Source organism: Streptomyces sp. NPDC036984 (assembly GCF_055607665.1).
Window position 1 is genome coordinate 62,434 of record NZ_JBVJRL010000030.1, and the last position, 23,510, is coordinate 85,943.

Here is a 23,510-nt window from a genome sequence, read left to right on the forward strand (position 1 = left end):
GGCCTCCAGACGCCGGACGATTTCCCGCCGCGACACCCAACGCCTCACACGTCCCCGCCTTCCTTGCTCAGGTCTTCGAGGGCCTGCTGGCACTCGGGGTTGTCCAGGTGGTAGCGCTTCTGGTCCCAGATGGATTCGCCGGGCTTCCGGAGCGGCCCGGACCACGTCCATCCGTCGCCGGTGATGGGCTCGTTGCAGTGAGCACACCGCCAGTAGGCCGGCCGCTCGAACGCGGCCTCCAGCTCGGCTATCTCCTGTGCCGTCTTACGAGGTCTCACCGTTCGCACTCCTTGTTATCGAGGGCGTCGAGGGTCGGGCACGGGTGCGGGATGAACGCCACCCACTCCTCGGTCTTGGGGCCCGTGGAGCGGCGTACGGAGCACTCACCACACCAGGTCTGCCCCATGTGTTGAGCGGGCGCGTGGAGGTCCGTGATGCGCTTTTTGGCGTCCTTGTAGGTCTCGGACGAGACGTCGATAGCGTGAGCGGCCAGGTATCGGAGGCCTCGGAGTATGTGGAGGTGCTCGCTCACTTCCTCCTCGGTGAGCGTGCGGTCCAGGGCGGACCAGATACGGATCTCAGCGTCGTCAGCCGTACTGGCTGGAACGTCCAGCCGTCGGTGAGTTCGTTCGGCTTCCTTCTGCCAGGCCGCGGCGAGCTTCTCCATCGCGGCGAGGCGCTGTTCGAGGGCGTCGGTGGGGCCGGTATTGGCCTCAGCCGCTTCGGCGCGCTTCAGGGCGTAGGCGAGCTGGATGCGGAGGTATGGGGCGTTGGCGGCCTCGGACACGAGGCGCTCGTCTTTGGGCATTGCGGCGGCTTTGGCGTTGGCGGCCTCTGCCGCCTCGAGGTGGCGGTTCGGCTGGTCGGTCATTCGAGGAACCTCTTCGGGTGGGCAGCGAACTCCAGCAGAACTGCTGCGTGGCAGTGGTCGGGCTCGCCGGGAGCGGGAGGCTTGCACCAGCAGGCGAGGTCCTTGCCGGCCAGTTCGCCGATGTGGGCACGGATCCAGTCGCGGCGCTCACGGGACCAGGAAGTGTCCTTGGCCTCGGTAGTAATGGGGAGGTCGCCGGTCAGCCAGTCGCGGTACGTGTCGGTGACGACCCGGCGGGCTCCGTCCTCGGTCTCGGCGAAGCCAGACTCAAGGCAGTCGGCGACTGTGAAGGGGTTGCCCCAGCGGCCGTAGTTGCCGGGGCCACGTCCGACGTAGATGGCGCCTTCGGGAATGGCCGGCTGGCCTTTGATGCGGGTGCGCTGGACTCGCTGCGGCATCACGCCTCCTGGGCGGCGGGGTCGCCGTCACGCTCGCCGGGGTCGACTTCGGGGTGGGTAAAGCGGACCGGCTTGCCCAGGCTGCGGGCGTAGGCGATCTCGGCGCGGGTGGAGTCGCCGATGTAGTCCCCGACGACCAGGACTACGTTGGCCAGGCGGATCTTCGCGCGGTGCAGGTCGTCCAGACGCTGTTTGCCGGCCTCGGCCTCTACGGGGTCGGCCCACAGGGGGTCGGGGGTCTTCATGTCGCAGCCGGGCTTGATGACGATCTGCCCGGCCCAGGTGAGGCGCCGGTCGAGGTCGACCATGTCGTTCATGAAGCGTGTGGAGCCGCAGAGCACGGTGATGGTTGGGATGTTGAGGCGGTCTTTGGCGTCGGCGAGCTTCTCTTCGGGGGTGAGGAGTTGCGGGTAGCTCACGGGTTCTCCTTGTGGTGGGTGCGGTCGATGGTGGCGAGGGTGGTGTAGGCGACGGTGAAGAGGGTGATGAGGAGGCCGGCGGCGGCGTGGGCGAGTGGGGTGGGGAGGTGGCTGATGGTGGTGTCGACGGCGTGGAACAGGCGGACCAGCAGCATCAGGAGTCCGTCTCGGGCTGGCTGGTCTTGAAGCCGTTGCGGGCGACGGCGCGGCGGACGGCGCGGGCCTGGTGCTCCCAGTAGGCGCGGTCGTCGTCATCGAGGGCTTCCCAGTTGGGGCCGCGGGGGTCGAACCGCTGCTGCAGCCAGGCGGGCAGGGTGTCCGGTGCCGAGTCCTTGGGCGTCTCGTCAGCCGTTCTACGCAGGAAGGTGGCTTCGATCTTCTTCTGGTTCGCTGCCTCGCGAAGCTCCAGGATCACCCCGATGACGTCCTCGTGGTCCTCGGTGGGGGATCCGTCGGGGATGCGGGCGGAGAGCATTTCGGCGAACTCTGTGAGCGCGTCGTCGGCTGCCTGAGCCTCCACGGCTCGACTGAGGGCGGCCGCCCTGTTGTCGGGCGTGGGCAGCACGGCCAGCACCGCGTCGGCGATGGCGAGGCTGCGGTGGCGGTCCTCCTGCCCGTACGTCGGGTAGAGCGCGGTGGCGATCAGGTCGCGGAGGTTGGGGTTGGGCTGGGTCATGGGAGGCTCCCGGGTGTTGGGGGCGTGGTGGTCCAGCGTCCCGCTGAACGGCGGGGGTGTTCCCTCGGCGTGGAGGGCGGGGGACCTTGAGGGTTCACTCTACCGGCACAGGCATGGCATTGCAATGCCTAGAGGGGTTGCGTGAGGCAACCCGCCCCGGCCCCGACACGGTCACGGCAGGATGACCGGCATGAACGAAGCATGGGGGGCCGTCGTCGCGGCCATCGCCGCCGGCGTGTTCGGCATCGTCGGGATCCTCGCCGGCATCCTGGTCGGCCGTCGGCAGACCGCGGACCAGGCCACGGTTGAACACGGTCAGTGGCTTCGCGACCAGCGGCGGCAGGCATATCTGACGTTCATGGATGCCTGGGACTCGTCCATGGACGACTTACGGTCTTTCCAGGCGGCATGGGCGGAAAGAGTCAGTGCCTACGAGCAGAACCTGGTCGACCAGCACCCGGCAGACGAGTCTCACCAGAAGGTGCTTACAGCATGGCGGCCGGTACGCGTTGCTTTCGAGCAGGTGGAACTTGTCGGCCCGGATCGGGTTGACCAGGCACTTGTAGCGATGAAGGAAGCTTTTCGACGGCTGTGGAAAGTGATTGAGGATCAGTCGACGGCTCGTGCGGCGGGTCCGAACTGGGCACAGTGGGATCCGTTGTCATGGGCAGCTGTTGAGGCGCGCAAGGCTTTCCATGCTGCGGCGATCCGTACGTTGCGGGAGCCGCCCAGTCCTGAGGGGGAGCGTGAGGGCCTGGAGGAGGAGTAACCGGCTTGCCCGTCCGTTCGTTGACCAGACTGCGTCTCGTGCACCGCGGGCCGGGCCTACCCCATCTCCAGGCCCGGCCCGCGCCAACTTCACTCTTCCGAGCATTGTGATGGTCGTTGACTAGGGCGTGGACGAAGAGAGGCTTACCGAGAACCTGGCGTATGAGATGGGTAGCACCATGCCGACCGCTCGGAAGGTGATGGCGTTGGTACAGCAGTTGACGGCTGCGCTCCCTGATGACCCTGAAGGGCAACAGCGCGCGTTCTACAACGCTGTGCGGGCCGCGTGGGTGAAGGGCGAGGGGTGGGCGCAGGAGTGGGTAGAAGAAGCCGTACTCGAGGTTATGAACAACCAGTGAGACGCGAGTAAGCCCCGGTGCACTCTGGCCCGGGGCTTCCCAGCTCTTCCCCTCACCGCCAGTGGGCGGGTCATGGGGGCGCTTGATCGGAGACTCCCCCGAAGGGGAACCCACTCACAGCATCACCCGAAACCGCGGACCCGTTCCCCCGGCTTGCTGCCCTGCCTGATCCTCAGTTCCCGGGCGGCCGGAGCTGGTAGTCGGGACAGCGGGCCGGGTCTCCCCACGACTCCTTGTGCGGCTCGCTTGCACCACACCACGGGCACGGCAGGACGGGCCTTCGCGCGGCGCCCTCGATACCGCAGTACCCGACGTCCCCGAACCGCTCGGTGGGGATGACGGTGACGGCTTGCCGGCCGCAGGTGCACAGTTCACCGGGCTGCGCGGCCCGCTCTGTTGGGGTGGTCATCTGGCCAGTCTCCCAGCCGGGTCCGGCAGAACGGGCTGGAACGCCGTCAGCCGACAGGTGGCTCCTGGTCGCGGAGCAGTTGCACGCTCGTGGTGATCCGGCCCTCCCGGATCGCCCTCTCTTGTGCGGCCGTCGCGGTGCGCACCGTCTTACGGACCGCGGAGAACGGGGTACCGCTGATTCGGATGTAGTAGTCCGTCGCCTTGTAGGGGCTGTCGGGGGCGATGCAGTGTGCGCCCAGGAGGAGGGTGGTGTCGCCGACCTTCGTGCCGGTGTAGCCGTGTTCGTGGAAGCGGCAGCACCAGCGGCACCAGACGCGGATGGTCTGCTGGCCGCTGTCGTGGTCTTGGATGAAGCCGGGCAGGGTAGGGGTGCTGGTCGGTTGCGGCTGTTCGTGGCTCATCGGCTCTCCAGGCTCGTGTCGGCTGTGGAGCGTGCTGGGCGGCAGGATGCCCCCGATTCGCGTTCTCACCAAACGGCGTGGCCCTGGCTGCCGTAGGAGGCGGCTTGTGGGGCTTCTGGCGGGTGCTGGGGCGCCGTGTCGCCGGTGTACGCCTGTGCGCCCCGCTCGCCCTCTCCACGCCAGCCCGGGTGTCGCTCACGGTCGAGCGTATGGGGGCTACCAGGGAAACATGCCCGGGCCGCGGTGACGGCACAGACTGCCCGAACGGGGAGGACGAAGTACTCGTGGACGGGGTCCGCTGCGAGGAGTGCTTGTACTACTGGGAGTTGGACGCTACGGCGCCGGAACGCCGGCTGGTGACGGATGACGGGCTGACCCGGCCGCACGGGGACCCGCGGGAAGCCGGACCAGGCACCGCGGCATGACGAAGGCCCGGCCGCCGTGGGGGCGTAGCCGGGCCGGGCGCGGGTGGTCTAGAAGTGCGGGTCGTGCCGGGGGCAGTCCGGGCGGTGTTCGCTGGCGATCCACATCGTGCTGCTGAGGGGCTCCCCGCACTGGGGGCAGTCGGCGAAGGACGCGCCGGACGGCGATGCTCCGGCGGTGCGCTGGACCTTGCTGGAGCTGCGGACGAACTTGCGGGGACGGTCCTCGAAGGAGGTGGCGATGCTGACGTAGGGGTCGGTCGCCGGCTTGGTCCAGACGCGGGTGATGACGCCGGTGAGGGTGTTGCCGCGGCCGTCGTCGAACTCGACTTCCTGGTCGACCTCAAGGGGGGCGATGGACTGGGTGGTGGCCATGCGGTGACTCCTCTGGCTGGGGTGGGTCTAGTGAAGCTGCCGGATGGCTGCGAGCATCCCCACGGCGTCGGCGGCCGCACGGAAGGCGTTCGGGTCGATCGCGGCGAGGACGGCGAGCAGGGGCAGCAAGGCGTAGAAACGGGTCAGATCGTGGCCGGGCGGCATCTGTTGGGCTCCGTTCGGGTCGGGGATGATGGGCCGGCCCGGCCACTGGTCTGGGGCGTAGGGGGCACCGGTCGTTCTTCGCAGGATTGGGCGGTGCCCCCGATGCGTTCCACACTACCGGGCTAAGCATGGCAAGGCAATGCCTGGGGCGGTGGGAGGTAGCGTGAACTTCCTCTTCGTGTGCGGCTGGTGCGGCACCGAGTGCGTCCTGTATGGCCGGCCCGTCGCCTCATGGTGGACAGACAAGTACGAGCTGCCGGACGAGTTCGAATGCTGGAACTGCGGCGGGGACAACTGGACCGCCGACCCGCCCTGGACGCCAGCTGACTAGGCGCCCACACCCGCCGACCTGGTGATTTTGCCATTCCGTAACATGCGGAGGCCATGAACGGGCGTAGTTCCCAGCCGGGGCTACCTCCAGTATCACCTCAGTTCCCGCTGCCCCGGCTCACACCGCGGCGCCCCGGAGCCGAAGCCCAGAGGCGCCGCACGGACGGTCAGGTCTGCGCCATGTCCACGAAGCGCGAGTAGTGGAGTTGCGCTGCCACGGTCACGCAGGCAGTGGGCCCGAACCGGTTCTTCTCCACGACGAGGTCGACCTCGCCGGCCCGCGCAGATTCCGGCTCGTCCAGGTCCGGCCGTTCTACCTTGATCACAATGGACGCATCGTTCTTGATGGCCCGGGACTCGCGCATGAGGCCGTCGTCGTTGAGCTGTGACAGGGCGATGACGTGGCAGCTCAGTTGGACGGACAGGTTCTTCAGCCCCCGGGACACCGACGCGACGGCCTGTTCTCGGGTGATGGTGCGGGACTGCGCGACCTCGACCAGTTGCAGGTAGTCCACGACGAGGAGGTCCAGGCCGTCGTCGCGGGCGCAGGCCCGCGCAGCTGAGGAGATGTCACCCAGCGAAGCGCCGTCGGGCCGGTAGACCCTCAGCGGCAGCGTCTGGAACAGCTCCGGGCCCAGGCGCTGGACGGTCTCCCACCCCTCGGTGGTGAGGCCGCCCTGATGCGTCAGGTGATGCAGGGCGATCTTCCCCTCGGCGGCGGCGATCTTCTGCATGAGTTCGGTACTGCTCATCTCCAGCGAGGAAAACATCACCCTGGCGCCGGTCTTGGCGGCGGAGACAGCGGCGTTGAGCGCGAACGTGGACTTGCCCACGCCGGATTGGGCGGCCACCACGGTCACGTTGCCCGGCTGCATCCCCGAGGTGAGCGTGTCGAGGTCTTCGAACCCGTACGTCAGACCAAGCTTCTTGCCGTTCTGGATGTCCTCGGTCTCTGCAACGAAGTCGAGGTACAGGTCCCCGACCGTGGGCGGCGCCAGATGGAGGCCCGGGGTGCCGGCGATGATCTCGGTGAGCTGCTGCTCGACCAGGTCGCGGACCTCGTCCTCGTCGCCGGCGTCGCTGTAGGCGTACTCCAGGATGCGCTGCGCCGCCTCGATGACCGCCCGCCGGTACGCCTTGGCCCGGACGATACCGGCGTAGTGCTGGCCGTTTGACGGCGTCGGCACGGCCTGGACGCAGGCGTGCAGGTAAGCCCGGTCACCCACGCGGGCGAGTTCCCCGCGCTCGGCAAGCTTGGCGGCGACCGTGATCGGGTCGACCTGGTCCCCGGCTTCGTGGACCTGGCAGATGGCACGGTGGATCGTCTGGTGCGCCGGCCGGTAGTAGTCCTCATCGGTGATGCCCGTGTCCAGGATCTCGGCGAAGAACCGGTACGCGGAACTGTTCCGGGCGCCGGAGAGCATCAGCGATCCGAGGACGGACTGCTCGGCATCGAGATCCTGCGGCGGCACACGGGTGAAGGCGACTGGACCGCCGTGTTCGAGGTCATCGAGCGGGGCGTTGTGGTGCTGGGAGGGGATGTTGCGGGACACTGACGGTCTCCTGTCTGGGTCAAAGCGTTCAGGGGATCTGCGGGCCGTTCCCCGGCATGGGAGCGGCCCGCACTGGCGTGTCAGGAGGGCACGGCCATGGCGCAGTCGATGCAGCCCACTCGGTAGCGGCCTGGGTGGTCCTGGCATCGCTCACGGCCCCCGGAACCTCCCGCTGAGCCCAGCCGGAGCCGGACGCGGTCGTAGAGCCTCAGATCATCGACCCAGCCGGGCAGGCACTTGGTCCAGGACTTCGCGCCACGGGTGTTCTTGAAGATCTCTTCCTCCAGCAGCGCCGCGTGCTCATCGGTCATGTCTGCCATCGCCGGCCATCCCTGCGCCTGCATCGCCCGCAGCAGCCGCGGCGCACACTTCCGGGCGGTCGCAGCCCCTGCCTGCCAGCGCTTCATCTGCTGCAAGAAGTGCTCAGCGAGGCTGATCTCTTCATCGGAGAATTCCGGCTCCTCCGCCCTCTGTGACGGCAGCGTCCTCGCGGGGTCGGTGAGGGGGTAGGGGGAGGAGGAATCCTCCTCCTCCGGGGGGTGTGGGGGGTGAGCCATTCCGCTTCCCGGAACGCCGGAAGCGTTCTGGCCTGCGGGAACAGCCCGGCTGACGCTTCCCGGAACGCCGGATCCGTCGTTACCGCATCCGGCGTTCCGGGAAGCGTTCCCACCTGCGGTTTTCCCAGCTTCCCCGAACCCCGGATCCGGCGTTCCGGGAAGCGTTTCCACCTGCTGTTTCTCATCTGCCTCGGTCAGTGGATCCGTGCCGGCCTGACGCGCCTGCCACTCCGGATTCCACGCCGGGTTGTCGAACGTCTCGTACACCACCGGACCCATCCGGCCCGGGAGCTCTGGGTGCGGCAGCTGAGTCCGGCGCAGATACCCGGCGTCCACGAGCCGAGCGAACGACTCGTACACCGCGTTCTTCCCGACCAGCTCCTTCGCGTTCTTCGCCGACCTGATGCCGCGGGCCTGGAGCTGCCCCCACACCGTCAACGGCGTCGACTGCACCCCGGAAGCCAGGTTGAACAACACCTGGAGCATGACCACGTAGTCCAGGGAGTGCACCAGGTCGGTGCCGACGCCGAGGTGCGCGGGCACGGAGACGCCGCTGGCGGGCGCCTGAGCCCGGACGATCTGTCCGGACTCGCTGATAGCCGGCCGCTCGATCACGCGACACCCTCCGCCGTGCGGAGGATCATGCAGCGGGTACTTGTCGACACCGCAGGTGTACCCGGTAGGCTCCTCATTAGGAGGACCTCACTTCTTCGCTGGGTGGAGCTTCCGAGCCAGCGGACGGCAATCCGCTGGGTGTGCTTCGGCCGGGTCTCTGAGCTGCTGCGGCTCAGGGGGCCGGCCGTTTTGCGTTTCCGGGCCGTGGCTGCGAACACGGCTGGTCGGAGACGCGACCGTTACTGCTTCGAGCGGCTGCGGGCAATCGGGTACTTGCGGAAGAAGTCCAGGAAGGGACCCGTCGCCATGACAGTGGCGTTGGCGATGGTCCAGTACCGGTGCTTCTTGCCGGGGCCGAACGGCCAGTCGGGGTGGTGTTCCGCGATGTAGCGGATTCCCTGGTGCGTGATGCTGTCCACGATCTTCAGTTCGATCAGCAGGTCTGCGCCGCTGCGGAAGGTCACTGCTGGGGGCAGGTCCGGGTCCTTTGTCACCGGGCGCCCTCGATCGGGTAGGAACTAGTGAGTCTCACTAGTAGGCTCCTCTTTCGTGACTACTCATTGCTGGGTGGCTCACACGGCCGCACACGTCTTCGCAGGACAGCGGCCAACAGGGGGGTCGGCTGGGATGGTGCCCAGTCGGCCTCCCGCCTTCTACGGCGGGCTACGCACTCCTCGTACTCCTTCCATCACGCCGCGAGAGCGTTGATCGCCTCGACGGTCTCCACAGCCGTGCGATTCCCGGCATACCGGGGAGCACTGAGCATCCCCGCCAGCCGCTCAGCGCGCTTCACGATCCACGAAATCTGCTCCTCCACAGGCAACGACAGCACCGGTCGGATGGCGTCGGCTGCGCCCTCCACGTCATCGAGCTGTACGTGGGCCGTGGCCAGGTAGATGTGGGCCAGCCGCTCATCGTCCAGTGACCGCTCCTCCACCGGCCCCGACCGCCATAGGTCGATTGCTGCGGTCGCCTCCCGGGCCGCACGCTCGGCGTCGTGCCCGCCCTCCAGCCAGATCAGGCTCGACCCGGCGTAGTACGACTGCTTGGCACGCGAGAACCCAAACAACCCCTCGAGAGAGTCGGGCCGGCGGATACGGTCCCGGGCCTCCTCGGCAGCATCCAGCGCGGCGTTCGCCGCCCTCGAGTCCCCGAGATTCGCCAGGCACTGGGCCTCACCACAGCGGAGCCGGGCCTCACCCGTGCCCTGACCGTGGCCAACCCACTGGTATCCGTCCCGTACGTATTCCAGCGCGCGCCCGTAGTCGCCCTGGAACCTGGCGATCAGTGACTTCGTGCCGGCCACCCAAGCGGCCAACTCTGCGTCACCTGCGAACTCGGCGCACCGGCCCGCCGCAGTGGCGTGCTCCAGCGCCTCCTCCGCATCACCCATGTCCAGCAGCGCATAGGAGAGCACCCCGGACAGCCTGCCCGCGGCGACGTACAGGTCCGAACGGTCCTGCGGCCGGTGGTGCCCCGACCTGAGCCGCTCGAACGCCTCCCCGCGCAGCACGTGCGCCCGGTCCATCATCGGCCCAGGGGGAGAGGCCAGATAGTCGACCGCGGTCGCCGACACCCCGTCCTGCAACTCGCTGATGTCCAGGTCCGCCAAAGCGGTCAGGTCCCGGGACATAGCCAACGCGGCCGCGCGCACCCGGTGCGTTGCCGCAGCCTCACGCCGCGCTCGGTCTTCCCGCTGCCACGCCTCGACCAGCTGGCCGTCCGCGCGCAGTACCTCGTCGGCGGCTTCCGCCACATCGAGGGGAGCCGGGCGCCGGCCGGTCTCGTAGTGGTGCAGCGACGTGCGGTCGTAGTGGACGTGCGCCGCTAGCCCGGCCAGTGACAGGCCGGCTTGCAGGCGCAGCGTGCGGAGCAGTTCCGGGAAGGTCGTCATGCGCTGAGTGTTCCTCCTCTCGTCACGTCGGGGGAGAGCGTCGTGCGGCTTATGCCGTGGATGCCCGATCCCGGGGTGTTGGCAGTTCGGTGGGTCGTGAGTTGCCAACAGCAGCCTGAACTCCTGGGCCTCGTGCGGGTGCTGGCATGGAGTCAGCACTGATCAGCGACTCCAGGGACGGCTGTAATGGCATCACTCCGACTCGCCCTCCGGCTCCACGCGGCGTCGGCGGTCGCGTGCAGCCGCCTTCTTGGCGTGGGCCACGAAGTACGGTCTCGCCTTCTTCCAGTCGACGACCTTCGAGCGGCCGATCTGCTGGACCTCGGGGAAGTTCTCGGGGTCTTTGAGGTGAAGCTGCGAGATCCGTTGGTGGCTCATCGACGGCAGGATGCCTTCCTCCACCACGCGGCGCGCAGCTTCTCGGAAGGTCACCAACTCGGGTCCTCCTTCGCTCTCGGCTATGACGACTTCCTCCAGTCTCCCTCATTGGGTTGCCAAATGGCAACCCAGGGCGTAGTGTCTTTCCTGGCACAGCACAACGGCCCCGAACCAGCGAAAGCCGGACCGAGGCCGCGTGTCCCGCGCGGCGCTACCAACACCGCAACGGACGTGAACCCGCCCACCTGCGCATATCAGGGAGGCCGATCCACCATGGATCGTAACCGCCATATGGCTACTCGCACAGCCACCACCCCCGACTCCGTCCAGGCCGACGAAGCCCTGAGGCGCGTCACGGCCAGCCAGATCGGCCCGCGTACGCCGGGCACGGTGTACGACAACGCGTCCGGGATGTTCCGGGTGATCGCGGTCGTCACCGACCCGTCCGAAGCCCGCCGCATCCTCCGCCGCAAAGCCGCCCGGTTCGCGGTCCTCGTGGAGGACCTCCACACCGCCGGCCGCCACTACACCGGCGCCACCTGGACCGGCTCGGACCGCGTCCTGAAGGCGGTGGCGGCATGAACCTCGACCCCACCCGAATCATCAACGCCATCGCCGGCGTCCTCCTCGCCTACGGTGCCGTCGGCATCCTGACCGGCCGTATGGAGCGGTGGATGGCCTGCGGCTGGCTCGCCGTCGGCGGATTCATCGCCGGCGTGAACAACACCGCCACCGGCGAGTTCGAGTGGGCCGCGCTGGGCGCGGGCCTGACCGCGATGAACGCCTTCACCTGGTGGACCGGCGGCGGCGAGAAGCGGCTCGCGCAGCTCCGTGACCGGCTGGGCCGGAAGGACGGTGTGTGATGGAGGACTTCTTCGCTGGCCACTCCCACGGCCCCGCCCCGTACCTCGTCGACGGCTGCCCCCTCTGCGACCACCTCAAGGCCGCCCGGAACCAGGCCATCGAGCACCTGTCCGAGGCCCTCCACCTCCTCGGCAACCTCGCCCCCGAAGGCGACCGGCCCACGCTGCGGCTCAACATCGCCCCGATCGACCTCACCGCCGACGACACCGGCCGCTGCCACAGCATCGACCTCACCGCGAAGCTGGGCGAGGTCCTCTCTGACGCGATCGACTCGGTGAACGCCTACGCCGGCAGCGAGCGGCAGCAGGATGTCGACCAGGTGAGCCTGGACCGTCGCAAGGCCGAGCTGGCCGCGTGGATGGAAGCCAAGTCCGGTGAGGCCATCGCCTCGGGGGAGTGGTCGGCAGCAGCGGTCGCGCAGAACGACACCGAGCTGTACGCCCAAGTCACCGACGCGTTCCTCGACATGGACCTGCGAGCCATCACCAAGGACGTCCTGGACGAGCCCCTGACGGACGCCCTCAGCATCACCCGCGCCATGGATGACATGTTCGGTCAGATCGCCGACCCGTACGCGGACGAGGACGACGCCTGATGTCCGGCCCGTTCCCCAGCACCGACGGCAACGCCGTTCCGAGCGTGGACGGTACCGACCTCGGCGACCTACTCGAAGACCTCCGCGGGATCCACCCCGGAATCGACCTGATCCTCGACGGATACCGGCTCATCGCCCACGACCGGCACGACCTGAACATGACGCAAGTCCTGGTCGCCGTACTCGCCGGCTCCCCGGACGCCAGCGACCTTACGGCCGTGCCCGGTCTGGCAGTCGAGCGCCTCACCAACCCGGACACCAACCCGGCCGTCCGCCAGCTGCCCCTGGACGCGCAGAAGACCGCCGCCCACCAGGGCTGGCTCACCGCCCACAACCTCAACGACCCAGACCTCCGCGCCAGCGCAGCCCGCGCCTGCGCCGCACTCGACCACTGAAAGGACACCTAGCCCCATGACCGACGCCAGCAACAGCCTGTGGGACAACCTCATGACCATCTGCGATCAAGTGGAAGCCCACCAGCGGCGGGAGCAAGCCGCGAAGAAGGTCGCCGAAGTCGAGGTCGACCGCAAGGCACCCCGCGTCCTCGCTCGCTACCTCACCGTCGCCGGGTCGTCCTTGAGTCGTGAGGACCTGGCCGTGGACATCGTCTACACCAGCAGCACTGGATGGATCACCTCCACCTGCGCGGGGTGTGGCGACGGCGAACGCACCGACCCCGGGGCCTGCATCTACGACACGCCGGAAGAGGAGCAGGCCCGCGTCGACAAGGTCCTGCCCCACGCCCGCTCCTGGGCCCAGTCCCACGCGGAGAAGTGCCGCGCCATGTCCGACCACACCGCCTGACCACCCCAGACCGGGCCCCGGGGCCGGTCACCGGCCGGCCCCCACCCCGGGCTTCTGGCCCGGCCTGAGGCCGCCTCGCCCCATCCATCCCCCGCCAGGCGGGACGGCCCCAAGCAAGGCCAGCACCCCCAACCAGTCGTGAAGGAGAACAGCCGATGGACACCCAGCCGATCATCGAGCCCGGCCGCTACGACTACGACCTCACCGTCAAGTTCCCCAGCGTCTACATCCCCGAGCACACGCCGCCCGCGTTCCGGCTCGCCGATTCCTACGAGACGACCCGCACCCGGTACGCCGCGGGCCAGTTCGACCTCACCGAACACGTCGGCCGCAACCTCATCCGGGACCACTTCGTCCGCCAGGTCTGCGAGGACGTGGACCCGGAGATCGTCACCGTCGTCAAGTTCAATCTCACCCCCGTCAGCAGCTGACCACCAACCCCGGGCCCCTGGCCCGGCCGGAGGCCGCGTCCGCACCCATCCCCCCGCCGCGGGCGCAGCCCCCAGCCAGACCAGCACCCCCAACCAGCCCCGCTCACACCCGGAAGGAGCCCACCGTGGCCACCACCATCCCCACCCCCGGACCCCAGCAGCCCCTCACCGACACCCAAGCCCGTCTCCTCGCCGAACAGATCCTCGGCAGCGACATCGACCACACCTGGACCGGCGACTGGCACCAGACCCTCCGCGCCACCGCCGCCCACTGGACCCCCACCCGCCGGCAGCGCATCATCCGCCGCTTCCGCCGCGCCTTCCACCTCGCCGCCTAGGAGCCACTCCGATGCGTCTCCTCCTCGCCACCGCTGCGGCCACCGCGATCATCACCATCGCACTCGTCCGCGGCACCCAAACCCTCCACCGCCGCAACCAGCCGACCTGCACCACCTGCGGCACCCGCTCCGGATGGCGCGTCACCGGCCACACCGACCGCCACTGCCGCCAGTACATCCAAGACGCCCGCCGCCGCGCCGCCACCCACGCCGCCGCGACCGGCCAGCCCGCACCCGACCTCACTCCGACCTTCGGCCACGCCTGGCCCCTCGACCACTAACCCGCCCCGCCCAGCGAAAGGAATTCACGCCCATGCTCGCCGAAGCGCTCAACGCGGTCGAACGGGTGCCCGTGTACGCATGGGCTGCTCTTCTCGCCCTGACCACCCTCACGTTCGGCTACCGAATCGCAGCCAAAAACCCCAACCGCTACCCCCGAAAGCCCGTCGACAAGCAGAAGCGCCGCACCCTCACCGGCTTCCTCGGCATGGGCCTCGTCGTCGTCGCCGGCCTCGCGCTCTCCACCAACACCTCAGCCCGATTCGCCCTTGTGCGACTCCACATGGAGACGCCCCTCAACACAACGGTCGGCCTCGTCCTCGAAGCCATCGTCATCGGCCTGTCCCTGTACGCCTGGGCCTTCAACGACAAGGGCGCCACCCGCACCGCCTACGTCCTCGTCGCCGCCCAGGCAATCGGCGCCATCGAAGTCACCCGGTTCGAAGGCGAGGACCTCGGCACCGCGGCCGTCCGCATCGTCGGCCCCGTCATGCTCGCCTACGGCCTCCACAAGCTCCTCGGCCTCGAAGCCAAGCTCGGCAAGATCGAGATCAAGTCCGACAGTCTCATTGCCCGCTGGTGGCGCGACCGCCTCAAGCGCCTGGAGAGCCGTCTCGGCATCGGATCCCGCGGCGCCGACGCACAGGCCATCAGCCGCCGCAACGCCCAGGACAAGCTCATCACCCTCGCTACGCTCGGTAAGCCTTGGTACCTGCCGCAGCGCGCCTACGAGAAAGCCCTCATGCGGGCCGGCGACGCCTCCTTCCACGGCTTGGACGACACCCTCGACGAACTCGGCACCGAGATGCGGATCACCACCCGCATTGACCGCATGGGCGCCTTCAAGTCCCTCCCCGACCGGTCCGAGACCTACGCCCTGCGCTCCCTTCGCCCCAGCATCGACCCTCAGGGCGCACCGACCGCCGCGCCCGACGACATAAGCGCTCTGACCAGCGAGGGCGCACCGGGGCACACCTCAGGGCACGACACGGGCGCGCCCGAGGCGAACCCCGGCGAGGCGCAGGCGAACAAGAGGCCCGAGACAGGCGACACCGACCGTCGCAGGCTCGCCTTCGACCTCTACTTCGACCTCCGCGGCAACGGCCCCGCCCCCTCCCAGAACGCCTTCGAGCAGGCCTGGCGGAAGGCCGGATACGGGCTGAAGACCGACGACATCCGCGCCCTCTACAAGGACATCCACACCAAGGTCACCGGTAACAACCCGTGACCGTCGCCCCCGTCAAGCAGTCGGAAGGAGGACCAGTGACCCAGACCCGAGACGCCCGGAAGCCGCGGACAGCCACCCCGCCCGCGGCACCGGCCCGCGCCCCCCGCTCGGCGCCGGCGCCCGCTGCCCTGCCAACCACCCCGGTCCAGGCCCCACCCGGACTCCTCGACCCGCCCCCGTGGTCCCACCGCCTCCTCCCACGCGGCATCCGCAACGCCATGGAAGCCCTCGGCTGGTGGAACAACCCGACGCCGCAGACCACCTCACGGCACCTGGCCCAGGCCCTCGAGACCCTCCGCGTCTACGGCTGGGGGAAGTCGCTGGACTTCTCACCCACCGGCCGGATGTGCATCCGCGGTGCTCAGACCGCACTCCAGATGGCTGGCCACGTCACTGAAGACACTCGTGCCCGAGCCGTCCACTACATCCAGCTCTCCCTCCGCGAGATCGGCGTCGGCATGCCGTTCTTCGCCTGGAACGACCTCCCCACCACCCGCTTCGCCGACGTGGAACGACGCCTGAACAGGGCCATCCACCTGGCCCGAACCAACGGAGAATGACCATGAACCACTACAACGACGACGCCTTCAACAACGTCATCAAGGGCCTGGACGGCACCCCCTACCAGCCCGGACACGTCGACCCGAACCCCTACGGAATTCCCGCTAATTCCATCCCCATGAAGCCCGGCCTTACCAAGCGCGGAAAAGTCGCCATCGCCATTGGCACGGCCGTTCTCGCTACCGGCGGACTGCTTTTCTGGCAGCACTCCAACGCTGTAGAAGCCGCCAGCCAGGCCAAGCAGCAGGAAATTCAGCTGGAAAACAAGAAGCTCGACCTGGAAATGATGCGGGAAATCAACCGAGCCAGCGTTGCCACCAGCAAATCCAAGACGGCGTCGGACGCCGAACGGCAAAAGCAGATCACCGCCTGCGTCAACGCCGACAAGGGCTTGGTGGGCAAGCAGATGGGCGTCACCTACAGCAGCGTTCTGAAGGACTGCCAGGACCGGTTCCCGGCCTCCACCGACACCGCAGACATGCAGACCACCGCCTCCTCCAGCGACGCCAACGGCAGCGGCAGCGAGGTCAACGGGGGCCTTCTGATCGGGGGTGCTGTCCTCGCCGGCGGCATCCTCCTCGTGGCCCGCAGGCGCCCCACCAGCAGCAACGCTCCGTAACCATCCGGCCCTTCTTACTTCCTTCTTCCCGCCCGGCCGAGAGTCCGTATCCGGGCACGTAACACCGGCAGAGATCCACACTCACCCGGCGTAGAAGAAGGAAGTAAGAACACTACACACAGTGAGGATTCTGATGGCGAGCCCCCCGGCCCCCGCAGCTGCTCCCGGACCCAACACCCCCCAGACCGGCACGCCCAGCACCACCCCGAGCGGAACCAGCCCGCAGGCACAGCCGGCCGGGCCCGCCGGGCTGCTCGCCCCCGTCCAGCCCGCCCGCCCGAACCCGGCCACCTTCAACATCCACCCCACCAACCAGGCCCAGCCCGGCACCAGCAACGCCCCCGCCGGAACCACAGGAGTATCCAGCGCCGCCTACCACACCAGCCAAAACCAGCAGAACACCCCGCAAACCAACAGCACCAGCAGCGGGGGAAAGCAGCAGGGCATCATCCGGGCGTGGCTTCTCGCCGGAGCCGAACGCTGGAAGAAGGGCGCCGACGCCCGCAACAAAGCCCTCGATATCAAAAAGGCCAAGGCGCAAGCCTTGCAGGTCAAGGAATCCCGTACCGTCAACCGGTCCGAGAAATTCGTCGGCGGCTCCACCAATACTGGCAGCAACACCAACAGCAATTCCGGGAAATCTCTCGACAGCAAGACGAGCAACCGAAACAGCGGGAACGGAAACGGTTCCGGACGTCCCAACAGCGGATCCGGGCGCGCCGACAAGGGAGGTACCGGCAAGGGAGGCGTCGGCAAGCAGAACAGCGGATCCGGCGGCCGCGGCTCTGGCGGCGGTACCGGCAACGGCTCCACCGGGTCAGGGTCCAACCGCGGTCAGGGCAACCGGTCCGGGAACAGCGGCAGCGGTTCCAGCGGGTCCTCGGGCGCTGGCGGGGGCCAACACCAGTCGAACAAGGGCCACGGCCAGGGCTCCAAGGGCCCGGCCGGCAGCAAGGGACCGGCCGGGTCGTCCGGTTCCGGCGGATCCGGGTCGACAGGCACCAACAGCTCCGGCACCCAGCCCAGCAGCAAGTCGAACCCCGGCACTGGCCCGGCGCCGAAGCCAGGGGGCAGCGGCACCCAGCCGTCCCGCGTACACAGCCCCGGCAACAACAGCGGCCGCCCCTGGCGAACCAACAGCAACGGCACGGGACCGTCGAACGACTCCACGAAAACCGGCAACACACCGACCAACACGCCCGCCGACCTGAAGAAGCCGACACAGAAGACTCCGAAGACCCCCGCCCCCGGCCCGGCCGGCCAGACACCACCCAAGCCCGGCCCCCCGGCGCCCCCCGGCGTCCTCGGGAAGGGACTGCCCGGCAAGATCCATCCCCCCACGAACTCCACAGCCAACAGCAGCGGCAACAACACCTCCCGCAAGCAGCCGCTGAAAACCCAGCCGTCCCGCGAGACCGGCTACCGCGACGGAGCCCGAGCCGGCGCCGCCTACAACCACGTCAAGGCCTACGGCGACGGCTTCCGCGACGGCTGGAAAGACCAGCGCGACACCGGACGCCACGAATCCCAGCAACTCGACAAGGCCCACACCGACCGCAAGAAGCAGCAGCATCCCCAGACACCGCAGCCGCAGAAGGTGCCCCCGATGCCGACCCACGCCCCCCGCACCCCGCCCCAGCCGATTGAGGTCACCGGCGTCACCGCCGACACCGTCACCCTCGGCGCCGGCGCCGACCGCCCCACCATCAGCCAGGGCGAAGTCCGCACCCTCAAAGGCTTCGAACGAAAATTCACGGCCAAAACCGACACCATGACCCGCGTCGCCGACGGATCCCGCGGCCTCAAGGCCCACGCCGAACGCCAGCTGAAGTACGTCACCTGGCTCACCGAACAGGCCCGCACCGTCGACGGCGGCGACCAACTCCTCAGCGACCTCCTCAAACTCCAGGAAGCCGCCCAGACCCAAAGCAACCTTGCCAACACCATCCTCACCCAGGCCCTGCGTGCCGCTGAAGCCTGCAAGGTCCTCCTCACCAACGTGGAAACCCGCTACGGCTCCATCTACAAGGCCGTCGTCGACTCCCCCCTCACCAAGCCCGCCGTCCTCGCCTACTACCGGGAATCGGTCAATGCCTGAGATCACCTACCGGCAGCTCGCCAAGGCCGTCGCTGACCTCGCAAAGGACAGCGCACGCAACGCCGAAGCCATCAACGCCGAAGCCCAGCGCCTGAGCGAGGAAGCCCGCGCCACCGGACGGATCGCCGACCAGATCGGCGCTATCCGCGTCGACAAGTCCACCGTCGCCGAGACCCAGCAAGTCTCCAAAATCATGGACGGTCTCGCGAACACGATCCTCACCTACGCCGTGGCCGCCGACACGACCTCCCGGGCCGCGCAGGCCGCTCACGCCGCGAACCGCACCACCCACGACGGCATCAACGAAGCCATGCACCGCTCATCCGTCGGCCGGGAGATCTACGACGTCGACCGCGGCTGGCTCACCCAGGAATAACCCCGCCCCGCACACCGCCGGGGCCGGGACCGCACCACGCGACCCGGCCCCTCCCACACCCAAGGAGAGCCACCCATGACGACGAACGCCACCACCAGCCACGGCAACGACACCACCGAACGCGCCATCGCCGCCACCACCAGCCTCGCCCCCCTCGCAGCAAGCGTGCTCGCCCCCATCCTGAACACGGACGCCGCGACAGCCGTCGACCTTGCCGCTCTCGCCTCCGCCGGCCTCGCCACCGCCAACGTCATGGACGTCATCCCCACCAGGCTCTACAACAACCTGCCCGCCAGCGACATCTACCGAGCCCACCGCCTGCCCCTGTTCATCTCCCACCTCACCACCGGAATCGCCCTCGGAATGGGCACCCTCGCCGGCCCCGCCGGCTCCGACGCCCTCCTCGGCGGCGCCCTCCAGGTCGCCACCGCCCCCATCCCCGGCATCGTCTCCCTCGGCTGGTGGGCCGCCACCCTCCTCGTCCCCTATCAGCTCCGCCAGGTCCTCGGCCTCGGCCGCCGACGTGCCAGCCCCCACACCGGCGACGGCATCCCCGCCCCGCCGAACATGCCGCCCATCCCCGCCACCGCCGCCGAACAGATCGCCTACCGGTGGGCCCAGTACATCTCCGACCCCTCCACCGGCTCCCACCCCAACCAGATCCTCACCATCACCCACCTCACCCCCGGACAGCAGTGGACCGGCATCATCGACGCCCCCACCGGCAAGTCAGTCACCGTCACCGCCGACAGCATCTCCAGCCTTGAAGGCGTCCCCACCGACTGGATCACCATCACCCCCGGCGCCCACGCCGGCCAACGGCACATCACCGTCGACCTCGTAGCCCCGCCCGCCCTGGACACCAGCACCCTCCAGGGAGCCTGGCGCAAGTGGGCAGCACGCAAGGGCGGCATCATGGCCGACACCTACCTCGAAGACCCTCAGACCGACCCCAACACCGGCGGAGAAGTCGCCTTCGTCGTCGCCGGCGAGAACCTCGACAAGCTCCCCGTACCCGACCGGGCCGCCCTCGCCGGAGCACTCCGCAAAAACACCCTGCTCTGCTCGTACGCCCCCGTCCCCGGAGACCCCCGCCGCGGCACCATCCGCGTGATGAAACACAACCCCCTCCAGGAAGGCGTCCCCTTCCCCGGCACCGACGTCCTCAAGATCAGCAAAGGTGGGTACGTCCAGATCGGCCGGCACGTCTCCGGCTTCCCCGCCCGCGTCCAGTTCACCGACCCCATCCTCGGCGCCCGCCACCTCTTCATCGCAGGCGTCACCGGATCCGGCAAGGGCGGACTCATCCAGATCACCGCCCTCGCCGACCACGTCAACGGCCACGCCATCATCTACGCCGACCCAAAGGGCTCCTCCAACCCCGACGTCGCCACCATGGCCTGCTACAGCGGCCTCGGTGAAGACGGCTGCATCGGCGCCATGCGCGTCGTCTACGCCCTCATGCAGTGGCGCATCAAGGAGTCCGCCCGTCTCGGCATGAAGAACTTCGTCGCCACCCCCGAACGCCCCTGGGTCCGCTTCATCCTCGACGAAGCCCACGTCCCGCTCTCCGAACTGGTCCAGTACAAGAAGGAAGCCGGGATCATGCTGGAGGCGCTCGCCGCGAAGGCCCGCTCCCTCGGCATCATCCTGGAAATCGTCAGCCAGGCCGTAAACGCCGACAAGCTCGGAGGCTCCACCGCCCTGCGCATGAACGTCATCCAGGGCGGCTCACTGGTCATGCTCCGCTCCGACTCCGGGCAGCAGCACCTCGTCACCACCGGCTTCGAAGGCGTCGACCCAGGCGACATCCCCGCAGCATGGGACGTCGAACGCCCCCTCGTCTACGACGACAAGGTGGCCCTCAAGGACCCCAAGTCTACCTTCGGACTCGGCTACACCCTCGGACCAGGCGGCGCCGCAGAGATGATGCGCACCTTCATCCTCGAGTCTGCCGCCCCCTACATCGACCCCAACGCCATCGCCTACCCCGCCGACTGGCCCGACTGGGACAACCGCCACGAAATCGCCGCCACATCCATCCTCGAAGACGGCGACAACGACGACATGGGCGGCTCCACGCTGTTCACTCCCGGTTTCGAATCCACTAAGCGGCCCGACACCGCCGAAGACAAGATCCTGCGGATCCTCGAGGAAGCAGCCGACCCCCTCCGCCTCGACATCAACTACGTCCACAAAGACGACATCAGCCGACTCATCGGCGTCGAAGGCTCCACCCTGAACAACGCCCTCACCAAGCTCACCAAGACCGGCCAGATCCTCCGCGGACCGGACCGCGGCACGTACGGCATCCCCATCACGGCCGACGGTGAGGAGCCGGCCGAGTAGCCCCAGGGGGAAGCGTCTCTGACAAACCGCGCCCCATGCGCCACGATCAGAACTGCACGGCCCGGACAGCGTCTCCAGACTCAGGTGTCCCCGCGCCCAAGTCATGCAGTGTGTCCGGGCCGTGCACAGACCAGCTCGGGCAGCCCACCCCCCCCGGCTCCCGAGCAGACGTCGGCCCCGACCGGACAACCATCCCCTGGCTCCCGGTCGGGGCCGACCCACATCCACGCTCAGCCCACCGGCTTGAACGTCCCGCACTCGTTCTTGAACAACTCCCCAGCCCGCAGCGCCACCGTCAGCCGGGTCGCCTGCGTCACGAACTGATTCGCGATGATGTCGCCGTTCGCCGCCGTCCGCTCCCAATAGCAGTCCTCAACCCGGCCCGTCGCCACATAGGTCCCCGGCTTGATCTCCTGCACGTCCGAGTCAGAGTCCGGATCGTAGGGCGCCGGGTTGTTCTTCACCTCGTACTCGCCCGACGAGATGTACCGGACGTAATCCCCGGACGCCGCCTGCTTGACCGTCTTCGTCCACTTCGGACACAGCTTCGGCACCCCGAACCTCAGGATCTTCTTCCCGTCCCTCTCCATGTTGCCGCTCTCAGCCAGCCACTGCGCACCCGATCCGTCCTCATCCTGCGTCGGCAGCGAATCGCAGATGTCCTGCACGTACGCCGACGCCGAGTCGTACAGCCCGTCGTACACCCAGCCCTCAGTGTCCGCCTTCTCGTCGATCTCCCCCTCCGGACCCGGCGGATACACGGGCTCCGTCTCCGCCGGCTCCTCCGTCACCGCATCCTCAACCGAAGCCGTCGTGGCCGGCGCCTTACTCGGCTTCGCATCCACCTGATCCGAGCTGCCTCCGCAGCCCCCCAGCACCACCACCGCGGCCGCCACAACAGCAGCCGAGGCCCACCCCCTGCGCATCTCACTCATGCCACGCATAGTCCACCCACACCCGAACCGGTGGGAACAGAACCGCAAAAATCGGCGATCATCCGAGACAAGGCGCGGGGCCTGACAACCACACAAGCGGGAGCCCCACCGCCATGGCCACGGAAGCCGAAGACACCGGCGTCACCTACGTCCGCACCGCCAACATCCCCCTCGACGAACTCACCCCCTTCCCCGGCAACGCCAAACGCGGAGACGTCGACACCATCCGCAGCAGCCTCCGCCGCAACGGCCAATACCGCAGCCTCGTCGTCCGTGAAATCCCCGACGGCCCCCTCATCGTCCTCGCCGGCAACCACACCATGCAGGCGTTGCAGGCAGAGGGTGCCGCCACCGCCCGCTGTGAAGTCATCCTCTGCGACGACGCCACCGCCCGCCGCATCAACCTCGTCGACAACAAGGCAGCCGAGTTGGGCGGCTACGACAACGACGCCCTAGCCGAACTCCTGTCGTATATGGACGGCGACCTCGACGGCACCGGCTACACCCAAGACGACGTCGACGCCCTCCTTGCCTACCCCGAAGACCCAGAAGCCCTTACCGACCCCGACGACACCCCCGAACCACCCGCCGAGCCGATCTCCAAGCCCGGCGACATCTGGCACCTGGGCCCCCACCGCGTCCTCTGCGGAGACTCCACCGATGTCTCCGCCGTGGAAACCATGCTCAATGGCGACCGAGCGGACTGCATGTGGACCGACCCCCCATATGGCGTCGACTACGTCGGCAAGACCAAAGACGCCCTCACCATCCAAAACGATGGCGCGACAGATGTCCCCGAACTCCTTGCGGGAGCCTTCGCCACCGCCACCGCAGCCCTCAAACCCGGAGCCCCCGTCTACATCGCCCACCCGCCCGGGCCGCTATCCCTCGACTTCGCCAACGCCTTCCTCAACGCAGGCTGGCTCCTCAGACAGAACCTGATATGGGTCAAGGACTCCCTCGTACTGGGACGCTCCGACTACCACTACCGGCACGAACCCATCCTGTACGGCTTCACCGACCCCACAGCCGACTCCGGACGGCTCGGACGCGGCGGAGACCGCTGGTTCGGCGACAACGCCCAGACCAGCGTCCTCGAGGTCCCCAAGCCACCGCGCAGTAAAGATCACCCGACGATGAAGCCCGTCGAACTCATCACCCGATGCCTGTCGAACTCCTGCCCACCCGGCGGCATCGTCTACGAACCCTTCGGCGGCAGCGGCTCCACCCTCATCGCCGCCCACACCCTCGGTCGCATCGCACGCGTCGTCGAACTCGACCCCCGCTACGTCGACGTCATCTGCCGCCGCTACCAGCAACACACCGGCACTCAGCCAGTCCTCGCCTCCACCGGTGAAGCCCACGACTTCACCACCGAACCGGCAGACGACACCCAGTGACCGCCCCACGCTGGAACCCATAACACCCCGGAAACGAGACG

General features: G+C 68.3%; 34 protein-coding genes. 18 read left to right on the forward strand and 16 right to left on the reverse strand.

The features are described 5' to 3' along the window. Nucleotides 1-44 precede the first annotated feature (44 nt). The 6 genes from ACZ7DL_RS35195 to ACZ7DL_RS35220 are packed head-to-tail and all read right to left on the reverse strand — an operon-like array spanning nt 45 to nt 2,364. Nucleotides 45-278 (reverse strand): hypothetical protein, encoded by a 234-nt coding sequence (locus tag ACZ7DL_RS35195; protein ID WP_470780582.1) that lies wholly within the window; start codon nt 276-278, stop codon nt 45-47. Then, on the reverse strand, nt 275-871 hold the full coding sequence (locus ACZ7DL_RS35200) for a hypothetical protein (protein WP_470780583.1): 597 nt from the start codon (nt 869-871) through the stop codon (nt 275-277). The genes ACZ7DL_RS35195 and ACZ7DL_RS35200 overlap by 4 nt, the downstream gene beginning before the upstream one ends. Continuing rightward, complete coding sequence (locus tag ACZ7DL_RS35205) at nt 868-1,269, reverse strand: DUF4326 domain-containing protein (protein ID WP_470780585.1); 402 nt, start codon at nt 1,267-1,269, stop codon at nt 868-870. Before ACZ7DL_RS35205 ends, ACZ7DL_RS35200 begins: the two co-directional genes overlap by 4 nt. Then, nucleotides 1,269-1,688: a hypothetical protein gene (locus tag ACZ7DL_RS35210; protein ID WP_470780587.1), complete on the reverse strand. Its 420-nt coding sequence runs from the start codon at nt 1,686-1,688 to the stop codon at nt 1,269-1,271. Before ACZ7DL_RS35210 ends, ACZ7DL_RS35205 begins: the two co-directional genes overlap by 1 nt. Beyond that, nucleotides 1,685-1,843: a hypothetical protein gene (locus ACZ7DL_RS35215; protein ID WP_470780588.1), complete on the reverse strand. Its 159-nt coding sequence runs from the start codon at nt 1,841-1,843 to the stop codon at nt 1,685-1,687. Before ACZ7DL_RS35215 ends, ACZ7DL_RS35210 begins: the two co-directional genes overlap by 4 nt. Then, on the reverse strand, nt 1,843-2,364 hold the full coding sequence (locus ACZ7DL_RS35220) for a hypothetical protein (RefSeq protein ID WP_470780589.1): 522 nt from the start codon (nt 2,362-2,364) through the stop codon (nt 1,843-1,845). The genes ACZ7DL_RS35215 and ACZ7DL_RS35220 overlap by 1 nt, the downstream gene beginning before the upstream one ends. Before the next feature lie 190 nt (nt 2,365-2,554). Between ACZ7DL_RS35220 and ACZ7DL_RS35225 the strand changes: the two genes are divergently transcribed. Together ACZ7DL_RS35225 and ACZ7DL_RS35230 are read left to right on the forward strand one after the other, a co-directional pair. Next, nucleotides 2,555-3,133, forward strand: coding sequence for a hypothetical protein (locus ACZ7DL_RS35225; RefSeq protein WP_470780590.1), 579 nt, complete (start codon nt 2,555-2,557; stop codon nt 3,131-3,133). Nucleotides 3,134-3,260: 127 nt separating this feature from the next. Further along, on the forward strand, nt 3,261-3,491 hold the full coding sequence (locus ACZ7DL_RS35230; RefSeq protein WP_470780591.1) for a hypothetical protein: 231 nt from the start codon (nt 3,261-3,263) through the stop codon (nt 3,489-3,491). Nucleotides 3,492-3,663: 172 nt separating this feature from the next. On the opposite strand, the gene ACZ7DL_RS35235 is transcribed toward ACZ7DL_RS35230, so the two are convergent. The 4 genes from ACZ7DL_RS35235 to ACZ7DL_RS35250 form a co-directional block, all read right to left on the reverse strand. Next, nucleotides 3,664-3,900 carry a hypothetical protein gene (locus ACZ7DL_RS35235; RefSeq protein WP_470780593.1) on the reverse strand — a complete coding sequence of 79 codons (237 nt, stop codon included), beginning with the start codon at nt 3,898-3,900 and terminating at the stop codon, nt 3,664-3,666. Between the two features lie 46 nt (nt 3,901-3,946). Then, nucleotides 3,947-4,303: a hypothetical protein gene (locus tag ACZ7DL_RS35240; protein ID WP_470780595.1), complete on the reverse strand. Its 357-nt coding sequence runs from the start codon at nt 4,301-4,303 to the stop codon at nt 3,947-3,949. Between the two features lie 473 nt (nt 4,304-4,776). Continuing rightward, nucleotides 4,777-5,100 (reverse strand): hypothetical protein, encoded by a 324-nt coding sequence (locus tag ACZ7DL_RS35245; protein WP_470780597.1) that lies wholly within the window; start codon nt 5,098-5,100, stop codon nt 4,777-4,779. Nucleotides 5,101-5,127: 27 nt separating this feature from the next. Continuing rightward, on the reverse strand, nt 5,128-5,265 hold the full coding sequence (locus tag ACZ7DL_RS35250; RefSeq protein ID WP_470780598.1) for a hypothetical protein: 138 nt from the start codon (nt 5,263-5,265) through the stop codon (nt 5,128-5,130). Between the two features lie 163 nt (nt 5,266-5,428). Here ACZ7DL_RS35250 and ACZ7DL_RS35255 point away from each other — a divergent pair, with 163 nt between their 5' ends. Then, the gene (locus tag ACZ7DL_RS35255; RefSeq protein ID WP_470780600.1) at nt 5,429-5,596 is read left to right on the forward strand and encodes a hypothetical protein; all 168 of its coding nucleotides are present in this window, start codon (nt 5,429-5,431) and stop codon (nt 5,594-5,596) included. 166 nt (nt 5,597-5,762) lie between these two features. Here the strand turns inward: ACZ7DL_RS35255 and ACZ7DL_RS35260 are convergent, their stop codons facing one another. From ACZ7DL_RS35260 to ACZ7DL_RS35280, 5 genes are all read right to left on the reverse strand, one after another. Further along, nucleotides 5,763-7,148 carry a replicative DNA helicase gene (locus ACZ7DL_RS35260; RefSeq protein ID WP_470780602.1) on the reverse strand — a complete coding sequence of 462 codons (1,386 nt, stop codon included), beginning with the start codon at nt 7,146-7,148 and terminating at the stop codon, nt 5,763-5,765. Between the two features lie 80 nt (nt 7,149-7,228). Then, the gene (locus ACZ7DL_RS35265; RefSeq protein ID WP_470780604.1) at nt 7,229-8,320 is read right to left on the reverse strand and encodes a hypothetical protein; all 1,092 of its coding nucleotides are present in this window, start codon (nt 8,318-8,320) and stop codon (nt 7,229-7,231) included. A 239-nt stretch (nt 8,321-8,559) separates the two neighbouring features. Continuing rightward, complete coding sequence (locus ACZ7DL_RS35270) at nt 8,560-8,814, reverse strand: hypothetical protein (RefSeq protein ID WP_470780606.1); 255 nt, start codon at nt 8,812-8,814, stop codon at nt 8,560-8,562. Nucleotides 8,815-9,008: 194 nt separating this feature from the next. After that, on the reverse strand, nt 9,009-10,214 hold the full coding sequence (locus tag ACZ7DL_RS35275; RefSeq protein ID WP_470780608.1) for a helix-turn-helix domain-containing protein: 1,206 nt from the start codon (nt 10,212-10,214) through the stop codon (nt 9,009-9,011). Nucleotides 10,215-10,406: 192 nt separating this feature from the next. After that, nucleotides 10,407-10,646 (reverse strand): hypothetical protein, encoded by a 240-nt coding sequence (locus tag ACZ7DL_RS35280; RefSeq protein ID WP_470780609.1) that lies wholly within the window; start codon nt 10,644-10,646, stop codon nt 10,407-10,409. A gap of 237 nt (nt 10,647-10,883) precedes the next feature. Here ACZ7DL_RS35280 and ACZ7DL_RS35285 point away from each other — a divergent pair, with 237 nt between their 5' ends. The 14 genes from ACZ7DL_RS35285 to ACZ7DL_RS35350 all read left to right on the forward strand — a co-directional run bounded on the left by ACZ7DL_RS35285 (nt 10,884) and on the right by ACZ7DL_RS35350 (nt 21,134). Continuing rightward, nucleotides 10,884-11,174, forward strand: coding sequence for a hypothetical protein (locus tag ACZ7DL_RS35285; protein WP_470780611.1), 291 nt, complete (start codon nt 10,884-10,886; stop codon nt 11,172-11,174). After that, a complete protein-coding gene (locus tag ACZ7DL_RS35290; protein ID WP_470780613.1) occupies nt 11,171-11,455 on the forward strand; it encodes a hypothetical protein in 285 nt (94 codons plus the stop codon). Before ACZ7DL_RS35285 ends, ACZ7DL_RS35290 begins: the two co-directional genes overlap by 4 nt. Then, nucleotides 11,455-12,051 (forward strand): hypothetical protein, encoded by a 597-nt coding sequence (locus tag ACZ7DL_RS35295; protein WP_470780615.1) that lies wholly within the window; start codon nt 11,455-11,457, stop codon nt 12,049-12,051. The genes ACZ7DL_RS35290 and ACZ7DL_RS35295 overlap by 1 nt, the downstream gene beginning before the upstream one ends. Next, nucleotides 12,051-12,446 (forward strand): hypothetical protein, encoded by a 396-nt coding sequence (locus tag ACZ7DL_RS35300; protein WP_470780617.1) that lies wholly within the window; start codon nt 12,051-12,053, stop codon nt 12,444-12,446. The genes ACZ7DL_RS35295 and ACZ7DL_RS35300 overlap by 1 nt, the downstream gene beginning before the upstream one ends. A 16-nt stretch (nt 12,447-12,462) precedes the next feature. Continuing rightward, on the forward strand, nt 12,463-12,855 hold the full coding sequence (locus ACZ7DL_RS35305) for a hypothetical protein (RefSeq protein ID WP_470780618.1): 393 nt from the start codon (nt 12,463-12,465) through the stop codon (nt 12,853-12,855). Nucleotides 12,856-13,010: 155 nt separating this feature from the next. Next, nucleotides 13,011-13,286 (forward strand): hypothetical protein, encoded by a 276-nt coding sequence (locus tag ACZ7DL_RS35310; RefSeq protein WP_470780620.1) that lies wholly within the window; start codon nt 13,011-13,013, stop codon nt 13,284-13,286. Between the two features lie 125 nt (nt 13,287-13,411). Continuing rightward, nucleotides 13,412-13,624 carry a hypothetical protein gene (locus ACZ7DL_RS35315; RefSeq protein WP_470780622.1) on the forward strand — a complete coding sequence of 71 codons (213 nt, stop codon included), beginning with the start codon at nt 13,412-13,414 and terminating at the stop codon, nt 13,622-13,624. An 11-nt stretch (nt 13,625-13,635) separates the two neighbouring features. After that, nucleotides 13,636-13,905, forward strand: coding sequence for a hypothetical protein (locus ACZ7DL_RS35320; RefSeq protein ID WP_470780624.1), 270 nt, complete (start codon nt 13,636-13,638; stop codon nt 13,903-13,905). Nucleotides 13,906-13,937: 32 nt separating this feature from the next. Continuing rightward, nucleotides 13,938-15,131, forward strand: coding sequence for a hypothetical protein (locus ACZ7DL_RS35325; protein WP_470780625.1), 1,194 nt, complete (start codon nt 13,938-13,940; stop codon nt 15,129-15,131). A 35-nt stretch (nt 15,132-15,166) separates the two neighbouring features. Continuing rightward, a complete protein-coding gene (locus ACZ7DL_RS35330) occupies nt 15,167-15,691 on the forward strand; it encodes a DUF6197 family protein (RefSeq protein WP_470780627.1) in 525 nt (174 codons plus the stop codon). Nucleotides 15,692-15,693: 2 nt separating this feature from the next. Further along, a complete protein-coding gene (locus tag ACZ7DL_RS35335; protein WP_470780628.1) occupies nt 15,694-16,311 on the forward strand; it encodes a hypothetical protein in 618 nt (205 codons plus the stop codon). 133 nt (nt 16,312-16,444) lie between these two features. Then, complete coding sequence (locus ACZ7DL_RS35340) at nt 16,445-18,409, forward strand: hypothetical protein (protein WP_470780630.1); 1,965 nt, start codon at nt 16,445-16,447, stop codon at nt 18,407-18,409. Continuing rightward, a complete protein-coding gene (locus ACZ7DL_RS35345) occupies nt 18,402-18,785 on the forward strand; it encodes a hypothetical protein (protein ID WP_470780632.1) in 384 nt (127 codons plus the stop codon). Before ACZ7DL_RS35340 ends, ACZ7DL_RS35345 begins: the two co-directional genes overlap by 8 nt. Before the next feature lie 75 nt (nt 18,786-18,860). Continuing rightward, entirely contained in the window at nt 18,861-21,134 is a 2,274-nt protein-coding gene (locus ACZ7DL_RS35350) for a type IV secretory system conjugative DNA transfer family protein (RefSeq protein WP_470780634.1), read from the forward strand. Between the two features lie 230 nt (nt 21,135-21,364). Here ACZ7DL_RS35350 and ACZ7DL_RS35355 read toward each other — a convergent pair whose 3' ends face one another. Next, nucleotides 21,365-22,069 (reverse strand): hypothetical protein, encoded by a 705-nt coding sequence (locus tag ACZ7DL_RS35355; protein WP_470780636.1) that lies wholly within the window; start codon nt 22,067-22,069, stop codon nt 21,365-21,367. 113 nt (nt 22,070-22,182) lie between these two features. Here ACZ7DL_RS35355 and ACZ7DL_RS35360 point away from each other — a divergent pair, with 113 nt between their 5' ends. Next, nucleotides 22,183-23,469 (forward strand): DNA methyltransferase, encoded by a 1,287-nt coding sequence (locus tag ACZ7DL_RS35360; protein ID WP_470780638.1) that lies wholly within the window; start codon nt 22,183-22,185, stop codon nt 23,467-23,469. The last annotated feature ends 41 nt before the right edge of the window (nt 23,470-23,510 follow it).

Bases quoted from the DNA above. Each gene is read 5' to 3' on its own strand.
- ACZ7DL_RS35200 (WP_470780583.1), bottom strand. From the start codon at position 871: ATGACCGACCAGCCGAACCGCCACCTCGAGGCGGCAGAGGCCGCCAAC.
- ACZ7DL_RS35205 (WP_470780585.1), bottom strand. From the start codon at position 1,269: ATGCCGCAGCGAGTCCAGCGCACCCGCATCAAAGGCCAGCCGGCCATT.
- ACZ7DL_RS35215 (WP_470780588.1), bottom strand. From the start codon at position 1,843: ATGCTGCTGGTCCGCCTGTTCCACGCCGTCGACACCACCATCAGCCAC.
- ACZ7DL_RS35220 (WP_470780589.1), bottom strand. From the start codon at position 2,364: ATGACCCAGCCCAACCCCAACCTCCGCGACCTGATCGCCACCGCGCTC.
- ACZ7DL_RS35225 (WP_470780590.1), top strand. From the start codon at position 2,555: ATGAACGAAGCATGGGGGGCCGTCGTCGCGGCCATCGCCGCCGGCGTG.
- ACZ7DL_RS35235 (WP_470780593.1), bottom strand. From the start codon at position 3,900: ATGACCACCCCAACAGAGCGGGCCGCGCAGCCCGGTGAACTGTGCACC.
- ACZ7DL_RS35240 (WP_470780595.1), bottom strand. From the start codon at position 4,303: ATGAGCCACGAACAGCCGCAACCGACCAGCACCCCTACCCTGCCCGGC.
- ACZ7DL_RS35245 (WP_470780597.1), bottom strand. From the start codon at position 5,100: ATGGCCACCACCCAGTCCATCGCCCCCCTTGAGGTCGACCAGGAAGTC.
- ACZ7DL_RS35250 (WP_470780598.1), bottom strand. From the start codon at position 5,265: ATGCCGCCCGGCCACGATCTGACCCGTTTCTACGCCTTGCTGCCCCTG.
- ACZ7DL_RS35275 (WP_470780608.1), bottom strand. From the start codon at position 10,214: ATGACGACCTTCCCGGAACTGCTCCGCACGCTGCGCCTGCAAGCCGGC.
- ACZ7DL_RS35285 (WP_470780611.1), top strand. From the start codon at position 10,884: ATGGCTACTCGCACAGCCACCACCCCCGACTCCGTCCAGGCCGACGAA.
- ACZ7DL_RS35290 (WP_470780613.1), top strand. From the start codon at position 11,171: ATGAACCTCGACCCCACCCGAATCATCAACGCCATCGCCGGCGTCCTC.
- ACZ7DL_RS35295 (WP_470780615.1), top strand. From the start codon at position 11,455: ATGGAGGACTTCTTCGCTGGCCACTCCCACGGCCCCGCCCCGTACCTC.
- ACZ7DL_RS35300 (WP_470780617.1), top strand. From the start codon at position 12,051: ATGTCCGGCCCGTTCCCCAGCACCGACGGCAACGCCGTTCCGAGCGTG.
- ACZ7DL_RS35305 (WP_470780618.1), top strand. From the start codon at position 12,463: ATGACCGACGCCAGCAACAGCCTGTGGGACAACCTCATGACCATCTGC.
- ACZ7DL_RS35310 (WP_470780620.1), top strand. From the start codon at position 13,011: ATGGACACCCAGCCGATCATCGAGCCCGGCCGCTACGACTACGACCTC.
- ACZ7DL_RS35320 (WP_470780624.1), top strand. From the start codon at position 13,636: ATGCGTCTCCTCCTCGCCACCGCTGCGGCCACCGCGATCATCACCATC.
- ACZ7DL_RS35325 (WP_470780625.1), top strand. From the start codon at position 13,938: ATGCTCGCCGAAGCGCTCAACGCGGTCGAACGGGTGCCCGTGTACGCA.
- ACZ7DL_RS35335 (WP_470780628.1), top strand. From the start codon at position 15,694: ATGAACCACTACAACGACGACGCCTTCAACAACGTCATCAAGGGCCTG.
- ACZ7DL_RS35340 (WP_470780630.1), top strand. From the start codon at position 16,445: ATGGCGAGCCCCCCGGCCCCCGCAGCTGCTCCCGGACCCAACACCCCC.
- ACZ7DL_RS35345 (WP_470780632.1), top strand. From the start codon at position 18,402: ATGCCTGAGATCACCTACCGGCAGCTCGCCAAGGCCGTCGCTGACCTC.
- ACZ7DL_RS35350 (WP_470780634.1), top strand. From the start codon at position 18,861: ATGACGACGAACGCCACCACCAGCCACGGCAACGACACCACCGAACGC.
- ACZ7DL_RS35355 (WP_470780636.1), bottom strand. From the start codon at position 22,069: ATGAGTGAGATGCGCAGGGGGTGGGCCTCGGCTGCTGTTGTGGCGGCC.
- ACZ7DL_RS35360 (WP_470780638.1), top strand. From the start codon at position 22,183: ATGGCCACGGAAGCCGAAGACACCGGCGTCACCTACGTCCGCACCGCC.